The sequence below is a fragment of the Clostridium sp. 'deep sea' genome (assembly GCF_014931565.1).
Classification (GTDB): domain Bacteria; phylum Bacillota; class UBA994; order PWPR01; family PWPR01.
On record NZ_CP063353.1, the window covers coordinates 1067817 to 1083858 of the forward strand.

General features: G+C 32.7%; 18 protein-coding genes. 5 read left to right on the forward strand and 13 right to left on the reverse strand.

Features of this window, described 5'->3' with window-relative positions; translation table 11 throughout:
• Positions 1 to 14: 14 nt before the first annotated feature.
• From ylbJ to IMX26_RS18080, 4 genes are all read left to right on the forward strand, one after another.
• On the forward strand, positions 15 to 1232 hold the full coding sequence (ylbJ, locus tag IMX26_RS05015) for a sporulation integral membrane protein YlbJ (RefSeq protein WP_195160585.1): 1218 nt from the start codon (positions 15 to 17) through the stop codon (positions 1230 to 1232).
• 164 nt (positions 1233 to 1396) lie between these two features.
• Positions 1397 to 2011 (forward strand): hypothetical protein, encoded by a 615-nt coding sequence (locus tag IMX26_RS05020; RefSeq protein ID WP_195160586.1) that lies wholly within the window; start codon positions 1397 to 1399, stop codon positions 2009 to 2011.
• Positions 2012 to 2082: 71 nt separating this feature from the next.
• Positions 2083 to 3096, forward strand: a complete 1014-nt coding sequence (locus IMX26_RS05025) for a DNA alkylation repair protein (RefSeq protein WP_195160587.1) — start codon at positions 2083 to 2085, stop codon at positions 3094 to 3096.
• Positions 3093 to 3215, forward strand: coding sequence for a hypothetical protein (locus IMX26_RS18080; protein WP_279324888.1), 123 nt, complete (start codon positions 3093 to 3095; stop codon positions 3213 to 3215). Before IMX26_RS05025 ends, IMX26_RS18080 begins: the two co-directional genes overlap by 4 nt.
• A 451-nt stretch (positions 3216 to 3666) precedes the next feature.
• On the opposite strand, the gene coaD is transcribed toward IMX26_RS18080, so the two are convergent.
• From coaD to IMX26_RS05055, 6 genes are all read right to left on the reverse strand, one after another.
• Positions 3667 to 4149: a pantetheine-phosphate adenylyltransferase gene (coaD, locus tag IMX26_RS05030; protein WP_195160588.1), complete on the reverse strand. Its 483-nt coding sequence runs from the start codon at positions 4147 to 4149 to the stop codon at positions 3667 to 3669.
• On the reverse strand, positions 4146 to 4691 hold the full coding sequence (gene rsmD / locus IMX26_RS05035; RefSeq protein ID WP_195160589.1) for a 16S rRNA (guanine(966)-N(2))-methyltransferase RsmD: 546 nt from the start codon (positions 4689 to 4691) through the stop codon (positions 4146 to 4148). The genes coaD and rsmD overlap by 4 nt, the downstream gene beginning before the upstream one ends.
• Positions 4692 to 4759: 68 nt before the next feature.
• Positions 4760 to 5161 carry a hypothetical protein gene (locus IMX26_RS05040; protein ID WP_195160590.1) on the reverse strand — a complete coding sequence of 134 codons (402 nt, stop codon included), beginning with the start codon at positions 5159 to 5161 and terminating at the stop codon, positions 4760 to 4762.
• A gap of 417 nt (positions 5162 to 5578) precedes the next feature.
• Positions 5579 to 5806: an alpha/beta-type small acid-soluble spore protein gene (locus IMX26_RS05045; RefSeq protein WP_195160591.1), complete on the reverse strand. Its 228-nt coding sequence runs from the start codon at positions 5804 to 5806 to the stop codon at positions 5579 to 5581.
• A gap of 151 nt (positions 5807 to 5957) precedes the next feature.
• A complete protein-coding gene (locus IMX26_RS05050) occupies positions 5958 to 7583 on the reverse strand; it encodes a DAK2 domain-containing protein (protein ID WP_195160592.1) in 1626 nt (541 codons plus the stop codon).
• A gap of 15 nt (positions 7584 to 7598) precedes the next feature.
• Positions 7599 to 7958: an Asp23/Gls24 family envelope stress response protein gene (locus IMX26_RS05055; protein ID WP_207729321.1), complete on the reverse strand. Its 360-nt coding sequence runs from the start codon at positions 7956 to 7958 to the stop codon at positions 7599 to 7601.
• Positions 7959 to 8094: 136 nt separating this feature from the next.
• Here IMX26_RS05055 and rpmB point away from each other — a divergent pair, with 136 nt between their 5' ends.
• Positions 8095 to 8286, forward strand: coding sequence for a 50S ribosomal protein L28 (gene rpmB / locus IMX26_RS05060; protein ID WP_195160593.1), 192 nt, complete (start codon positions 8095 to 8097; stop codon positions 8284 to 8286).
• A 745-nt stretch (positions 8287 to 9031) separates the two neighbouring features.
• Here the strand turns inward: rpmB and rpe are convergent.
• The 7 genes from rpe to IMX26_RS05095 are packed head-to-tail and all read right to left on the reverse strand — an operon-like array spanning position 9032 to position 16042.
• On the reverse strand, positions 9032 to 9712 hold the full coding sequence (gene rpe, locus IMX26_RS05065) for a ribulose-phosphate 3-epimerase (protein ID WP_195160594.1): 681 nt from the start codon (positions 9710 to 9712) through the stop codon (positions 9032 to 9034).
• Entirely contained in the window at positions 9709 to 10599 is an 891-nt protein-coding gene (rsgA, locus tag IMX26_RS05070; protein WP_195160595.1) for a ribosome small subunit-dependent GTPase A, read from the reverse strand. Before rsgA ends, rpe begins: the two co-directional genes overlap by 4 nt.
• A gap of 2 nt (positions 10600 to 10601) precedes the next feature.
• Positions 10602 to 12251 (reverse strand): Stk1 family PASTA domain-containing Ser/Thr kinase, encoded by a 1650-nt coding sequence (gene pknB / locus IMX26_RS05075; RefSeq protein WP_195160596.1) that lies wholly within the window; start codon positions 12249 to 12251, stop codon positions 10602 to 10604.
• A gap of 5 nt (positions 12252 to 12256) precedes the next feature.
• Positions 12257 to 13000: a Stp1/IreP family PP2C-type Ser/Thr phosphatase gene (locus IMX26_RS05080; protein WP_195160597.1), complete on the reverse strand. Its 744-nt coding sequence runs from the start codon at positions 12998 to 13000 to the stop codon at positions 12257 to 12259.
• Positions 13001 to 13007: 7 nt separating this feature from the next.
• A complete protein-coding gene (gene rlmN / locus IMX26_RS05085) occupies positions 13008 to 14045 on the reverse strand; it encodes a 23S rRNA (adenine(2503)-C(2))-methyltransferase RlmN (RefSeq protein ID WP_195160598.1) in 1038 nt (345 codons plus the stop codon).
• A gap of 21 nt (positions 14046 to 14066) precedes the next feature.
• Positions 14067 to 15362: a 16S rRNA (cytosine(967)-C(5))-methyltransferase RsmB gene (rsmB, locus tag IMX26_RS05090; RefSeq protein ID WP_195160599.1), complete on the reverse strand. Its 1296-nt coding sequence runs from the start codon at positions 15360 to 15362 to the stop codon at positions 14067 to 14069.
• Entirely contained in the window at positions 15359 to 16042 is a 684-nt protein-coding gene (locus tag IMX26_RS05095) for a zinc metallopeptidase (RefSeq protein ID WP_195160600.1), read from the reverse strand. Before IMX26_RS05095 ends, rsmB begins: the two co-directional genes overlap by 4 nt.

The window sequence follows — 16042 nt, forward strand, 5'->3', positions numbered from 1 at the left end:
GGATTGAAGATTACATGAAACGATCTAAGTTTAATACTTATCTCCTAGCTCTTGCAGGTATTACACTAACAATTTCAATGATTTTGTTCCCTGAATCTGCCTTTGAGGCAGCCCAAGACGGGCTTGCTATTTGGTGGAATGTTGTTTTTCCTGCTTTGCTGCCTTTTTTTATTGGTTCAGAGCTATTAATGGGTTTGGGAGTAGTAAACTTTATGGGAAGCTTATTAGAGCCTTTAATGCGTCCTCTCTTTAATGTACCTGGTGAAGGCTCTTTTGTATTAGCAATGGGTTTAGCCTCTGGTTACCCTATTGGTGCTATTTTAACAGCAAAATTAAGGCGTAAAAACATTATTAATAAAACAGAGGCAGAGAGATTGATAAGTATGGCAAATACAGCTGACCCCTTATTCATGTTTGGGGCTGTTGCAGTGGGTTTTTTTCATGATGTAAAGCTGGGTGCTTTAATTGCTTTGACTCATTATTGCTCGGCTTTAGCTGTTGGTTTTACTATGCGTTTTTATAAACCCAAGGCCCCAAAAACACAACGTAAAGCAAATACTAATAAGTTCTTTTTAACAAGAGCCGTGCAGTCATTAACTAAAGCCAGAGCTAAAGATGGCAGACCAATTGGTGAGTTACTAGGAGATGCTGTAAAGGGTTCTGTTAACTCTCTGCTTATGATTGGTGGCTTTATGATATTTTTTTCTGTAATTATTAAAATTGCCACTGTTTCAGGCATGTTAAATCCGATAAAACACGTGTTAAGCACTATGCTAGCCACCTTTGGAATATCTACTAATTTATCTCAAGCAACTGCAAGTGGTATTTTTGAAATATCTTTGGGAACTAAGCTATGTAGTACGGCAATTGCTCCAATCACTCAACAGTTAATTATTACTGGTGTTATTGTTGCCTGGAGTGGTTTTAGCGTTCATGCTCAGGTGGCGGCAATTATTCATGATACAGATATTAATATAAAACCCTATATAATAGCAAGAATATGGCAGGCATTTTTAGCTGGTATATTTACTTGGTTTTTGTTACTACGAAACCCCATTATGGAAACAGGTGCAGGGTTCTTTAAACTACCAGCAAACTTTAGCGTGGGTAACACCTTAATATTTGGGGTTAAGGTTTGGTCTATAATGTGTTTTGCTTTGTTGGTAATTGGGTTTATTACTCAGCTATTTAGAATACCTATTAGCTATATTCTCAAAAAAAAGCTAGATTAAGAATAAAATATTAGGTTTTCTCTTATGAGGAAACCTTTTTTGATTACGCTTTTCAATATTCGGCTTTTTATTTATAGCATAATTTACAAATATTAATAAAATAGATAATTTAAAGACTTTATTTATGGTATATTTAAATCTAAAGTTTATTTGGGGAGAAAACAATGAAAATAGATAAAAATCAAAAAGTATTTTACTGTGATTTATATTACCACAGCATAGAAACTATCTATAAAATACTAGAATCTTATGGAAATGTTTCTATATCAGTTAACGAAGCGCCCCTAAAATCTCTACAGGATTTTAAATCAAGTAACATAGACTACATAAGAAAATTTAAAATTTCATCATTACAAATAAATATTGACTTAGAGTTATTAAAAGGCAGGCTTATTTTAACTTGCAATGAGAATAGTGAAGATGCAAGACAAGCATATACAAAAATTGAAACAATTTTAAAACATAATAATAAAAGATTTAGAACCCTCTTTACTGTTTTAAACTCAGTTATTTGTATCGCTATTATCTTAAAGTTCTTTATTTTAGGAATACCAGATCAGTTATCTATTTTTCTTTTTTTAGCTATTTATAATTGCTTAGTTTTAACAAGTGCATTTTTAATTAACCGTAGTGTTTCATTAAAAATTAGTAGCAATATTTATAATATTTATCGAAAACATAGAGCAAGTTTTATAGAGCGTAATCAAGATACAATTATTATATATTTTGGCCTGTTACTTTTCGCTTTAATGGTAATGTATATTTCTGACCATTCCTAGTACAAACACTTGTTTTGTTTTACTTTGTAATATATACTAAATACAAAGCAATTTATGATGAGGTACTTCTTATGGCAGAGAAACAGGTTTTACTTAAAGACAATTATTTTAATGAAAGAACTGTAGGTTTAGTTATAGATAGCATTACTAGTGTGTACCCAAGCTTTCAAGGAAAACAGTTTTTAGTGGAATGTTTACAAGGGTTTAGTAGTAGAGAATTGAAGGATCGTATGATTTATATGCGTGAGGCCTTAGAGCGATATTTACCCAGTGATTATAATGAAGCCCTTACTATCTTATTAAACTCTTTAAACCATATTACTGAAGCAACTAACTTTACTTATTCAGCTTATACTAATTATGTTAGAGTTAATGGCTGCACTAAGCAACACTTAAAAAAATCACTACATGCTTTGGGTGAATTCACTCCGTATTTTTCGAGTGAGTTTGCCATACGTAGATTTATAAATGAGTTTCCTGATACAGCATTTAATAGCATGAAACAATGGTCTTTAAGTGATAGTTATCACCAACGTAGATTAGCTAGCGAAGGTTTAAGACCTAAATTACCTTGGGCAATGGCCATTAATTTTGATTATAAAAAGGGTGCTACAGTGCTAGATAACTTATTTTATGACAACAAACGTTATGTAACCCGCTCGGTAGCCAATCATTTAAATGATATAAGTAAACTAGACCCAGATTTTGTGTTACAGACTTTAAAAAGGTGGCAAAACTCTGGTAAACAAAATGATAAAGAAATGCAGTATATTATTAATCATTCTTTAAGAACGTGTGTTAAAAAAGGTCATTTAAATACACTTAAGTTTTTGGGTTATTCACCTAACGCTCATATAGAGGTCAGCCCTATAAAAATTAATAATACTAACTTAAAACTAGGAGATTATTTAGAGTTTAAGTTTGATATTAAGGCTAATAATAACGAAAACTTAATTATTGATTATAAAATCACCTACCCTACACCAACTACCAAAAGCTCTCAAAAGGTTTTTAAAATTAAAATGCAAATCTTAAACACAATGAAACACTTAAAATTAGTAAAAGGCATTTGTTTAAAAAAATGACTACTAAAAGGCTATATGCAGGGGTTTATAAAATAGAAATACAGATAAATGGTAAAGGTTATTGTAATGGTGAGTTTTGTATTAATGGTATGACTGATGAAAAAGGTCAACTGATTTAATGATATAGGTTATGAAATTTAGTTTTATAACAAGTATGTGTTGTTAATTATAAATATTAAATGGCACAAAAACACAGTCACTACATTTATTTTTAAAACTTATACAGGCTTTTTATTGTTAACTATTTTGCAATTTTACTCAATTATTACACTATCTTAGTGACATATGCTATACATCACTAAGATAGTTTTTATTATAATTATAATTCAACTTTATTTTTAACTATATAAGTGTTAACAGTAACATTAACTATTGTATTTATGAAAAACAATAACAAAGTGAAATCTTTATTCTCATAGATAGTCCATATTATACCACCAACTATGGTAAGAAAATAAAATTTTATCAATAAGCTTAAATACTTCTGAACCTCTATCAGTATCTTGAGTATTTAGATATCTTTTCACATTTCGCTTTGTTATACATTTTTAATTTCTAACAAAACTTTTATTAGGCATTTTGGAACTTCTCTTTTAGTTTATTTTTAACATATGGAATAACTAATTCGGATATGTCTCCACCAAGCATAAATACCTCTTTAACCATACTTGAACTTAAATAGGCATACTTACTATGAGTCATTAAAAACATGGTTTCTATGTCCGGATTTAGCTGTCGATTCATTAAAGCCATTTGAAACTCATACTCAAAATCTGCCATGGCACGTAAACCTTTTATTATGGTATTAGCACCTTTACTCTCAACATAATCTGTTAATAAACCATCAAAATAATCTACTTCTACATTAGGTAAATCTTTCGTAGCATGTTCAATTATTTCAGCACGCTCTTCCTCACTAAATAGAGGGTTTTTTGATGGGTTTCTTACAACCGATACAATAAGTTTATCGAATTGTTTAGAAGCTCTTATTATTACATCTAAATGTCCATTAGTTAATGGGTCGAAGCTTCCAGGATACACTGCGATTCTCATTTTTGTTCTCCTTCATTGCAAAAAAAAGATAAATATGTTTGACCATATTTTTTTTGTCTATATGGTTCCCAGTTATTAAAGGTAGTGTGTTTATCGTGTTCTACAACCACTATACCTTCGTTTGCCAATAAATTATAACTCCGAATTAGCTCCAGTGCAATACCTGCATAATTTGTAGCATAGGGTGGATCTAAAAAGATAAAATCATATTGCTCTGTACTATTTTTAAGTACCTTTTTGAAGTCACTTTTAATTATTTTTATCTTTCCATTATTAAGTTTAGTATGTTCTAAATTTCGTTTTATAATTTTAATACATTCTTGACTCATGTCTACAAAAGTTACACTCGCTGCTCCTCGGCTTAAGGACTCTAAACCAATATTACCAACACCTGCAAATAAATCTAGAACTTTAAAGCCAGTTAAATCATTATGTAAGATATTAAACATAGATTCTTTAACTCTATCCGAAGTTGGTCTTGTTCCTTTACTTTTTACCATAGCTAAGCCATGCCCTTTGGCTTTGCCACCAATTATTCTCATGCTGTTCACTCACTTACTTATTTAGTAAAAAACTATTGCCATGATAGTATTAGTTTTTTATTTAAAATTTATTGTACCATAACATTCAGTAAATGCACATTGTTTAAACTTGTAATCATACTCTGCACTACAATCAGTACCGCAAATGTAAATAAAGCTATATATAAACACGTGTCTTTAAAAATTATTGCTTTTTTATCTTTATTAGAGTTTTTATATACTTTAATATTAATTAAAATTATTAATATTGAAAACACAATTATAATTATAGTAGCTAAAAGTTGTTTTTCTATTAAACTTAAATCATGAAAATTGTATGTGCTAACCACTAGCAGAGAAGCTCCTATTAAATTTTCTTTATTCTCTTGATAATGTTCAAGTTTTTTTGAGCCTACAAGGGGAAAAGCTCCATGCTCACCATAGTCAATAAAGTTCATAAAAATTTTTCTAAAAAACCAACCTATACACATAAATATCATTACCATGTTATTACCTTATCTTTCATAATTACAATATATGAGAATACTATCACAATCAGCTAATTACATCAATATGTTTTGTTAGCTGGTTATTATTTTACTTTGAATGTAACTATCTGTACCTGTTATAGGGTATAAAACAGTTTGCTTTTGTACATATTAGTATTACGTTAATAATTTTCCCCATTACTCTTCCTCCGGTTTCTCCTCTCCCAATTTAACTGGCGAATGGTTAATACATAGCGCCAGTTCTTTTTTTTAAATAAAAATTATTTTATTTAAAAAAAAGGACTGGCTATAGATTAAAAGTATCAATCTACAATTTATTGTTGGAATTTTAATTCATCTTTAAATATTATAAGGACGAGCTTTCGCTCGTCCTTGTACTGATCATGTATTATTTAATTCTTAGTAAGTGCTTCCACCTTTTGTTCCAGACAATTGTTGTTCAGCGATTTCAATCATTCTACGAACCATTTCTCCGCCTACAGAACCACAATCGCGAGATGATAAATTACCCCAATAACCGTTTTGGATACCACCTTGAATACCTAATTCATTAGCGATCTCATACTTGAATTGTTCCATTGCTTTGTATGCGCCAGGTACTACATGACTATTACTTCCTTTTGCCATACTAAGCACCTCCTTTTGTTTGGTGTCATTATTATTAGACGATTTTGGGGTGCTTATGCTGGTAATTAAACCAAGTATAAAAGACAGTTACCTATATTATTAGCAGTATTCCACAGTTTATATATTTATGTTAATTAGGTTAATTTTTCAATTATTCAACTGATAAAAAATAGTAGTACAATGGCTGACCACCAAAATGCACTTCTACTTCTATATCTGGGTATTTAGAACTAATATCATCTGTTAATGTTTCTATTTCTTCTGAGGCTATATCTTCCCCCGTAAAAATAGATATTACTTCTGAATCATCAGTAACCATAGCTGTTAACATTTGAAATAGCACTGATCTTGGACTATTGTTTACAGCTATTATGTTACCATTTGTAATACCAATAATATCACCTTTTGTTATTTCGCCACACTCTGCTTCAAATTCTCTGGTGGCATAAGTAACTTCACCACTGTCTACATACTGCATATTATCAATCATATTTTCAGTTGTTAATTCAACATCAGTAGTATCTTGATCATAGGCCATTAGTGAAGCAAATCCTTGTGGTATAGATTTACTTGGTACAACAAAAACATTACAATCTACTATATCTTTTGTTTGCATTGCTGTTAAAATTATATTGGAATTATTTGGTAAAACAATTACATTATGTGCATTAAGTGACTCTATTGCTTTAACTAAATCTTCTGTACTAGGGTTCATTGTTTGACCACCATGTATAATGTGATCAACGCCCATACTTGTAAAGATCTCAGATAAACCTTCACCAACACTAACAGCAATTACAGCAACATTCTTTTTAGGATGTTTTACTGCTTCAATTTCTTCTTCTTTAACTAAAATATGAGTGTGTTGCTCTGTCATATTTTCAATTTTAATTTTTGTTAAAGCACCGTAACGCAAAGCAATCTCTAGTATTGTACCAGGATGCATAGTATGTATATGAATTTTAACTATATCATCACTACCAACTACAACTAAAGAGTCACCATATTTTTCAAATCTAGCAATTAATGCAGGTACGTTATTCTCATTAGTTTTAATAAAAAACTCTGTGCAATAACCAAAACTGCTCTCTTCATCGCTTTCCCAGCTAATTTGAACAGGTTGAGCTGGCTTATCTAGTACATCAGAAATATCTATGGTAGTTCCTGTTAAGGCTTGGTACCAGCCTTCTAAAATAACTAGCAATCCTTTACCTCCAGCATCTACTACACCTGCTTTTTTAAGTACTGGTAGTAAATCTGGTGTTCTTTTTAAGGATTCTGTAGCAGCATTAATTACTGCTTCTAGTACGGCTATAACATTCTTGTTTTCTGCTGCTGAAATATCTGCTTGTTTAGCAGCGTCTTTTATAACAGTAAGTATAGTACCTTCTACCGGACGCATAACAGCTTTATAAGCAGTTTTAACACCATTATTAAGTGCTGCTGCTAAAGCATCTGCATCCATTTCATGATTATTTGCTAGTGACTCGCCAATACCACGTAATATTTGAGATAAAATTACGCCTGAGTTTCCTCTAGCACCCATTAAAGATCCTTTTGAAACCTTCATGGCAACATCACCCAGCTTCTTATCTTCATGGCTCATATAACCTACAGCTGACTGTAAGGTTAAGTACATGTTTGTTCCAGTATCTCCATCTGGTACAGGAAATACATTCAAGCTATTAACAATTTCGATGTTATCTTTTAAGTTTTGGCATGCTGTAACCCACATATTAATAAATTGGGTACAGTCCACTCTTTTTAAGTCAATCATAGTTTCCACTCCCCGCTACTTATCACGAACACCTTCAACGTTGATATTGACACTATTAACTTCAATTCCAACTATGCTTTCGATGATGTATTTAACTTTACTCATTATGTTATGAGCAACTTCAGATACTCTAATACCATACGCAACAATTACGTATAAGTCAATATCTACTGCATCACCTTGTGAGTGTACTTCTACTCCTCTAGAGATGTTATCACTTCCTAACAGCTCTACTATGCTGTCTTTTAGTTTACTGCGTGAACACATGCCTACAATACCATAGCTTTCAACCGCAGCATTGCCACTAAGTTGTGCTATTACTTCGTCACTAACTACAATATTTCCCAAATCATTTTGTACAATTATTTTTGACACATTATTACCCCCTAAATATAGGTACGTATGTACTATATTATACTATTTAACGTTGCAAAACAATAGCTTTTAATGTATAATGGTGTGCGTTCATTATAAAGATTAACTTTGACTCAAAAAAGGAGGTACATTTTACATGTCCAGACGTTGTGATATATGTGGTAAAGGTCCTACTACTGGTAATAATGTGAGCCATTCTAATCGACACACCAGAAGAGTTTGGAATGCTAACATTCAAAACATTCGTGTTGTTGAAAATGGTAGCAGAGTTCGCAAGAATGTTTGCACAAAGTGTATTAAATCTGGTAAGGTTACACGTGCTATATAATTAAATATAGTCTTTAAACAAGAGCGTTTAGCGCTCTTTTTAATTTTAAATTTTTAAAATCAAAGCAGCCTAAAAACAGAACTTATTCGTTAGCAAAAAATTGCTACATAATTTTCCTAAATAATTTACACAAGACAATCTCCTACTTCATATAATACAGCAGTACATATTTAGGAGGTGTAATTACGTTCAAATTTTTTGATTTTAAATGGAATTACCGCTATAGGCCTCCTACATTTTTAGGTATTGTCATGGTTGTAGTTGGCGGTTGTTTAATATTCTTTAACGTGCCAGCGTGGGCCTGGTTTTTTCTCATCGGCATAATTTTGATATTCTGTGGACTTGTGTTAATTAGATATTAAAGGAGTATGATTATGCGTATTGTAGCCATAAAATTACCTTCAATACTTAGTAAAATTGTTAGAATCTTTTATAAGCCTAATAAGTAGTTTAGCATTAAGAGTTTAACAACCAGCTAACGTATTACCAACATTTACATACTGACTAAATAATAGAGGCCGTGGTCTCTATTATTTTTTTATATTATTATTATACCATGTAAACTAATATGATAAACCTATAAAGAAATTTTGTTTATAATAATCTAAAATATTCCGTTATCTATCTAAATAACTACTAAAATTATCTTCATTGTGTAATAAGGAAACCTAATTACTGTTTAGATAAAAATAAGAACGCCATTATTGCGTTCTTATTTTTAATTATGTTTGAACTTAGGCTAAATCTATATGCTAATTGTACTTCTTGTGTTATTGCATTTATCCTTTAACTCAATTATGGCTTGGGCAGGATTTTTAGCTTTAAAAACTGCTGAACCAGCTACAAAATAGTCCACACCAGCTTTTGCAACTTTTGCTATGTTATTTTGATTTATTCCTCCGTCAACAGCAATTATGGGCTTATTAGAGGCATTATTAATATCTATCATTTTTTTTATAGCTTTAATTTTATTAATTGAGCTTTCAATAAATGTTTGCCCTCCAAACCCAGGATTAACACTCATTACTAAAACCATATCTAAATCATCTAGCAAGTAGTTTAAACAGCTAGGGTCAGTATGAGGATTTAGTGCTACTCCTGCCTTACAACCTAACTTTTTTATTTGGCTTACTGTTCTGTGTAAATGATTACAAACCTCTGCATGTACTGTTATTAAATCTACCCCTGCGTTTGCAAATTCTTGAAGATAGATATCGGGGTTTTGAATCATTAAGTGGGCATCTAATGGTAACTTTGTAATTTTCTTTACAGCCTTTACCACTGGTAATCCATAGCTTATATTTGGCACAAAACAGCCATCCATTATATCAAGATGCAACCAATCAGCGTGTTCTTCTATTTTAGTTAGGTCGCTCTTTAAATCTGCAAAGTTTGCAGCCAATAAAGATGGTGATATTAAAGTCATGAGTACTTCCCCTTTTCATTTTCTTTAAGCTCAGCAAGTATTGTAAGGTAATTATTGTAGCGTTGTGGATGTATTATCTCATCTTGTAAGGCTTGTTTCACAGCACAGCCAGGTTCTTTTTCATGCAAACAACCTTTATACTTGCATTGTCCTAAAAAATCTATCATTTCTGGAAAATGAGCTGCTAATCTATTACTAGCTATATCACTCATATCAAATCTATTAAACCCTGGGGTATCTGCTAATAAACCCCCCCCGGGTAGAGTTAATAGACTTACTGTTCTTGTTGTATGCCTGCCAAAACCCTTTTTGCTATTTATTTCTTGAGTGATTAAATTTAGGTTAGGACAAAAGTAATTTATAATTGATGATTTACCAACACCCGATTGACCTGCTAATACACTTATATGACCTTTACACACTTCTTCTAGCTCATTTAAGCCTTCACTATTATGCACTGATACTGCAAAAGTTGGGTATTTAGTGTTTTTGTAATATCTTAAATACTCTTTTGCATCATCAGCTAAATCTGTTTTGTTTACAACAACTATACACTTTAACTCATGGTTTTCTGCTGCTGTAAGTATTTTATCTATAAGCAGAAAGTTAGGTTTTGGATTTGGGGCAACCACTACTATTATTTGATCCGTATTAGCAATGGTTGGCCTAATTAACAAATTAGTGCGTGGTAATATTCGTTCAATAACCCCCGAACCATCTGACTCAATTGTTATTTCGACCAAGTCACCTGTTACTGGTGAACTTCCTTTTAAACGCAGTCTCCCCCTTGGCTTACACACTATAGTGTTATTATCTATTAATACAGTATAGGTTCCTGCAATTGAGTTTATTATTCTACCATTGGTCATTAAACACTTACCTTTCATTATTATGGTGTACTAACTGGTTTTCTACCATTACTTATTGTGAAATTAATAACTGTACCAAATTCTAATTCTGTGCCTTCTGGGTAATCTTGTGACAACACAATTCCTGCTGGTTTATCAGAGTTTTCTTCAGATATTTCACCTATTGTAAACTGGTTATTAATAATGGCTTCCATAGCAGATTGATTTGTCATTCCTACTAACTTTGGCATAGGTCCTTTGGTAGCCTTTACACCTTTACTTACAACTAAATCAATTTTAGTACCTAAAATTAATTCTGTACCTGCTTTTACTCCCTGCTTAATTACGATACCCACTTCTACAGTGTCACTATAATCTTCATACACATCGCCAACCTCATAACCAGCATTAGATAAGGCTACATCGGCGTCATTTTTTGTCATTCCTTCAACACTAGGTACTTCATCAAACTGGGGGCCATCACTTATAATCAGCTCAATAACTCTACCTTTTTTAACCTTGGTGCCACTCACTGGGCTTTGAATAATCACATGATTTGCTGCTATTTCTGGATCTTTACGGGTTGCTGAAATGTCAATTTCTAAGCCTTGCTCTAAAATCTTTGCTTTAGCTATCTGTAAGTGATCTCCCACAACATTTGGTACCGCAACCTCTGGCACTTCTAAAAAGTCCTTTATCCAAACATAGCCAAAATAAGTACCAGCAACTAAGGCAAGTAATATAACACTTATAACAATTGCTTTGGTATTACTTTTTTTACCACTCTTTTTCTTAGGCGTTTTTTTAACCTGTTTAGCTTTTTTCTTGCTAACAGTTGGTTGTTTCTTCTTTACCATTTCTATCTTTACCGGTAACCCTTCCTTAAATTTAATTAAAGCTTCTTTTAGCTCTGAAATATCTTCGAATCTATAGTCGGGATCTTTTTGCATTGTTTTATTAACAATATCTGATAAAACTTTAGGTACATTGTGATCTACATTAACTAATTCAACAGGGTCATCATTTATATGTTTCATAGCCCATGCAATTGGGGTATCTCCGTTAAAAGGTAGTTTGCCACTTAACATTTCATACATTACTATACCTAAGCTATACATATCTGATTTTACACCTGCTACCTCACCACTAGCTTGCTCAGGTGAAAAATAACGTACTGAGCCAAATATATCTTTGCTATGAGTAAGGGTATCTGAGCTCACTGCCCTTGCAATGCCAAAATCTGCAACTTTTATATTACGATCCTGAGTTATTATGATATTCTGTGGTTTAATATCTCGATGAATAACTCCGTTCATATGAGCATGGTTTAAGGCATCACATATTTGCATCGCAATAGAAACTGTTTCACTTATACCTAAAGATCCTCGCTCTTTTATATACTCTTTAAGGGTTTGACCCTCTACAAGCTCCATAACCATATAATGGATGTTGTCTTGTTCTCCAACATCATATACCCCAACTATATTATAATGAGATAAGCTGCCTGCGGCTCGGGCTTCTCTTCTAAATTTTCTAATAGAGTCTTCATCTTGTAAATCTGCTTGGTTTAATACCTTTACAGCTACATCTCTTTCTAATAGTTGATCTTTAGCTTTATAAACTGTTGCCATACCACCACAGCCGATTTTTTCCTCTATCAGATATCTATTATTTAATAATTTACCAATCATAGTTTTCACTCCTTAGCCCAATGTGCAGTAATAATACTGAAATTATCATGTGCTCCTCGTGCTACAGCCAGATTTCTTAGTGTAGTGAGCACTTCATTTTGGCACTCTTTTTTATTAAAGATATCTAAAAGTTCTATTTCACTCACTAAATCACTTAAGCCATCTGTACATAGAAGTATACTATCTAGCTCTTCAAAATGTTCTTTATAAATATCTACTTCAACTGTTTCATCAAGCCCAATAGCCTGCAAAATTATATTTCTCCGAGGGTGTTTCCGTGCTTCTTCTCTGCTAATTTGTCCGTTTTTAACCATTTCTCCTACTAACGAATGGTCACTGGTAATACATTTTAACTGATTTTTACTTACAAGATACGCCCTGCTATCACCTACATGTCCAACTAAAAGCTGTTTGCCATCAATTAAAGTAACAGTAAGAGTTGTACCCATACCACCATAGTTTTTATTTGCTAGAGACTGTTTATAAACAGAGGAATTTATATCTACAATTGCCTCTGTCAATATTTGTTCTAGGGGCATATTAGAATTACTATTGGTTAGCTTTTTCTCTAGCATTGAAACTGCTAAACTACTAGCTACATCGCCAGCTTGATGTCCACCCACTCCATCGGCAACGGCTAAACATAGTATTGATCTATCTTGATAGGCAAAACTAAATGTTTTAATACTGTCTTCATTATTTTCTCTAACCAAGCCAGTATCCGTTAATTTATGTATTTGTAACGCCATAACATAATCACCTCACTCTCTGCTCACGTCTTCTCAACTGACCACAAGCTGCATCAATATCACTACCCAAACGCCTTCTAGTAGTAACCGTTAAATTTGCTTTTTTAAGCACATTAGCAAAATCGTTAACATGTTTAGCAGTTGGTGCTTGCCAGTTTAAGAAGTCAACAGTATTATATGGAATTAAATTTATATGCATATGCTCGTTTTTTAGTAGTCCTACTAATTTATTAGCACATGTAATAGAATCATTTATACCTTTAATTAGGGTGTACTCACAACTAACCCTTCGATCTGTTTGCTCAAAATAGTATCTACAAGCAGAAATTATTTCTTTTATACTATATTTATGAGCTGTTGGTATTATTTTTTTTCTTATTTCATCATTTGGGGCATGTAGTGATAAAGCTAAAGTAACCGGTAGCTTTTGATCTGCTAATTCTCGTATTTTAGAAACAATACCACAAGTAGATATGGTTACATGTCTTAAACCAATACCCGGACCCCATTGTTGGTCTTTACAGATGTTTAAAAATTTTAATACCTCTTTGTAGTTATGAAGAGGCTCCCCCATACCCATCAGCACAATTCTGCCAACACGTTCCATAACTATTTGCTCAGCTAATAAGAGCTGAGCTAAGATTTCGGTACTAGTACAATTACGCACCAATCCCCCTTTGGTTGAAGCACAAAAGGCACAACCCATTGCACACCCAATTTGAGTTGATAAACAAACGCTGTATCCGTAGCTATATTTTAACAACACTACTTCAATAAACTCATTGTCTACTGTTTGGGCTGTAAATTTTATAGTGTTATTATCACTTGAACGCTGAACTGTTTTAATTTTAAGAGGATATTCCACATAATCCCTTGAGAGTTGCTCTCTAAGCTTTTGAGGTAAATTTAACATTTTAGAAAAATCACTGCAATATTTTTTTACCAACCACTCTCTTATTTGTTTAGCCCTAAACTGGGGTTGCTCTAAATTTATAAGTATTTTTTTTAGCTGATCTTGACTATAATCAAGCATGTTTTTACTCAAAGTTTTCACCCTTAATTACTACTATTTTTTCTGTAAAACTGCTACGTAGAAACCTTCAGTTGAATATTTATGTGGCAATAAGTGTTTTTCACTTATTAAATTAAGTTTAGCACATTTTCTGGTTATATGCGACGTTTCTTCTTTCTCAATTGAACACGTACTATATACAATTATACCATTTGGCTTTATTAATGAGACTGCTGTGAATAACAATTGTTCCTGTAACCTAGCAGCAGTGTAAATATCTCTTTTTTCCCTATACCAACGTATCTCTGGTTTTGTTCTTAAAGTACCAAGCCCCGTACAAGGAGCATCTAATAAAATTCTGTCAAAGGTTCCAATATCTCTGTATTTAAGTTTTGTAGCATCACTTAAATGGGTTGTTACATTTGTTACTCCTAGACGGTCACAGGTTTCCTTTAGTAGCTTTAAGCGGTGTTTAAATATGTCTACAGCAACCACTTCACCAGTGTTATTCATTAAATTACTAATAAGAGCTGTTTTGCCACCGGGCGCACTACACATATCTAGTACTCTTATATTATCTTCAAGTTGCATTTGAGTAACAGCATGTACTGCACCCTCATCTTGAATAGTTATTAATCCATTTTTAAATAGTTCAGAACTAGATATATCTTTACCGCCTGTAACCTTTAAGGCTAAGTTTGGTTCTATTTCACCTTTACTTACCTCAATATTTTTATCTTTATAATTGTTAATTACGTCATCTATGTTTGTTTTTGTAGGATTAATACGAATAGACATAGGAGAAACATTATTATTAGCGGCTAACATTTTTTCAGTAGTAATTAAGCCCCAGTCGTTTATCCATTTTTTTACTATCCAAATAGGGTGAGAGTATTTAACTGATAAATATTTCTCTACATCTTTGCTTCTTTCTGGTAGGTTAACCGTTTCGTAGGTTAGTTTACTGAGCTTACGTACTATAGCATTTACAAAACTTGCAAGCCTCGGTAAACCTCTTCTCCGGGTCTGCTCAACAGCCTCATTACAGGCTGCACGAGCTGGAACTTTGTCCATAAATATTATTTGATACGCTGCAATTCTTAATATACTACGAACTACAGGCTTAACTTTTTGACTATCGTTTTTGAGATAATTGTTTATTTGATAATCTAGCAGGCTTTTATTTTGAATTACTCCGTAAATTAATCTATAGCCAAAGCCTTTGTCTATGGCTTTTAGGCTATTAAACTTCTGGTCATTTTTTAGGGTTAAATTCACAAAGATGTGCCGTTGCTCATGTTGCAACAGCACATCTAGTACTATATCTCTAACGTTAATTTTTTTTATCATCTTCTACGATTTGAGGACATTGCTAACAATCTTAAGAGTTGGGCGATTGCCATAATTGCAGATGCTACATAAGTTAACGCAGCTGCTCTTAATACTTTTTTCACGCCATACATCTCTTCTGAGTGTAAATATCCTTCTCCTTCTAGTATTGCTATGGCTCTGCTGCTAGCATTAAACTCCACAGGTAAAGTTACTAAGTGAAATACTACAACAGCACTAAATAATATTATACCTAAATTAAGTAAAAATCCAGTCCTAAAAAAAAATCCAGCAATAAATAGGGGCATTGCAGCAGTTGAACTTATTTGAACTACAGGCAAAATGCCATTTCTTAGCTTTATTGGGGCATATCCCTTATGGTGTTGTAACACGTGACCAACCTCATGGGCTGCTATACCATAAGAAGCAATTGAGCTACCACTATAGACTTGGGGAGATAGTCTTACAACATCGGCCCTAGGGTCATAGTGATCGGAAAGTCTTCCTTTACTCATTTCAACTTTTACGTTTGTAATACCAGCATTCCACATTATTTTTTGAGCAACCTCTGCTCCAGTCATACCTGACATTGATCTAATTTTAGAATAGTTTTCATATGCTGACCTTATACGGGCTTGAGCGAACATTGCCAATATCATTGCAGGCAGTATATATACAAAATATGAACTATAAAAAGGCAT

Excerpts from the sequence above, each read along its gene's own strand:
- ylbJ (WP_195160585.1), top strand. The coding sequence starts at position 15 with ATGAAACGATCTAAGTTTAATACTTATCTCCTAGCTCTTGCAGGTATT.
- IMX26_RS05020 (WP_195160586.1), top strand. The coding sequence starts at position 1,397 with ATGAAAATAGATAAAAATCAAAAAGTATTTTACTGTGATTTATATTAC.
- IMX26_RS05025 (WP_195160587.1), top strand. The coding sequence starts at position 2,083 with ATGGCAGAGAAACAGGTTTTACTTAAAGACAATTATTTTAATGAAAGA.
- IMX26_RS18080 (WP_279324888.1), top strand. The coding sequence starts at position 3,093 with ATGACTACTAAAAGGCTATATGCAGGGGTTTATAAAATAGAAATACAG.
- coaD (WP_195160588.1), bottom strand. The coding sequence starts at position 4,149 with ATGAGAATCGCAGTGTATCCTGGAAGCTTCGACCCATTAACTAATGGA.
- rsmD (WP_195160589.1), bottom strand. The coding sequence starts at position 4,691 with ATGAGAATAATTGGTGGCAAAGCCAAAGGGCATGGCTTAGCTATGGTA.
- IMX26_RS05040 (WP_195160590.1), bottom strand. The coding sequence starts at position 5,161 with ATGTGTATAGGTTGGTTTTTTAGAAAAATTTTTATGAACTTTATTGAC.
- IMX26_RS05045 (WP_195160591.1), bottom strand. The coding sequence starts at position 5,806 with ATGGCAAAAGGAAGTAATAGTCATGTAGTACCTGGCGCATACAAAGCA.
- IMX26_RS05050 (WP_195160592.1), bottom strand. The coding sequence starts at position 7,583 with ATGATTGACTTAAAAAGAGTGGACTGTACCCAATTTATTAATATGTGG.
- rpmB (WP_195160593.1), top strand. The coding sequence starts at position 8,095 with ATGTCCAGACGTTGTGATATATGTGGTAAAGGTCCTACTACTGGTAAT.
- rpe (WP_195160594.1), bottom strand. The coding sequence starts at position 9,712 with ATGACTTTAATATCACCATCTTTATTGGCTGCAAACTTTGCAGATTTA.
- rsgA (WP_195160595.1), bottom strand. The coding sequence starts at position 10,599 with ATGAAAGGTAAGTGTTTAATGACCAATGGTAGAATAATAAACTCAATT.
- pknB (WP_195160596.1), bottom strand. The coding sequence starts at position 12,251 with ATGATTGGTAAATTATTAAATAATAGATATCTGATAGAGGAAAAAATC.
- IMX26_RS05080 (WP_195160597.1), bottom strand. The coding sequence starts at position 13,000 with ATGGCGTTACAAATACATAAATTAACGGATACTGGCTTGGTTAGAGAA.
- rsmB (WP_195160599.1), bottom strand. The coding sequence starts at position 15,362 with ATGATAAAAAAAATTAACGTTAGAGATATAGTACTAGATGTGCTGTTG.
- IMX26_RS05095 (WP_195160600.1), bottom strand. The coding sequence starts at position 16,042 with ATGCCTTTTTATAGTTCATATTTTGTATATATACTGCCTGCAATGATA.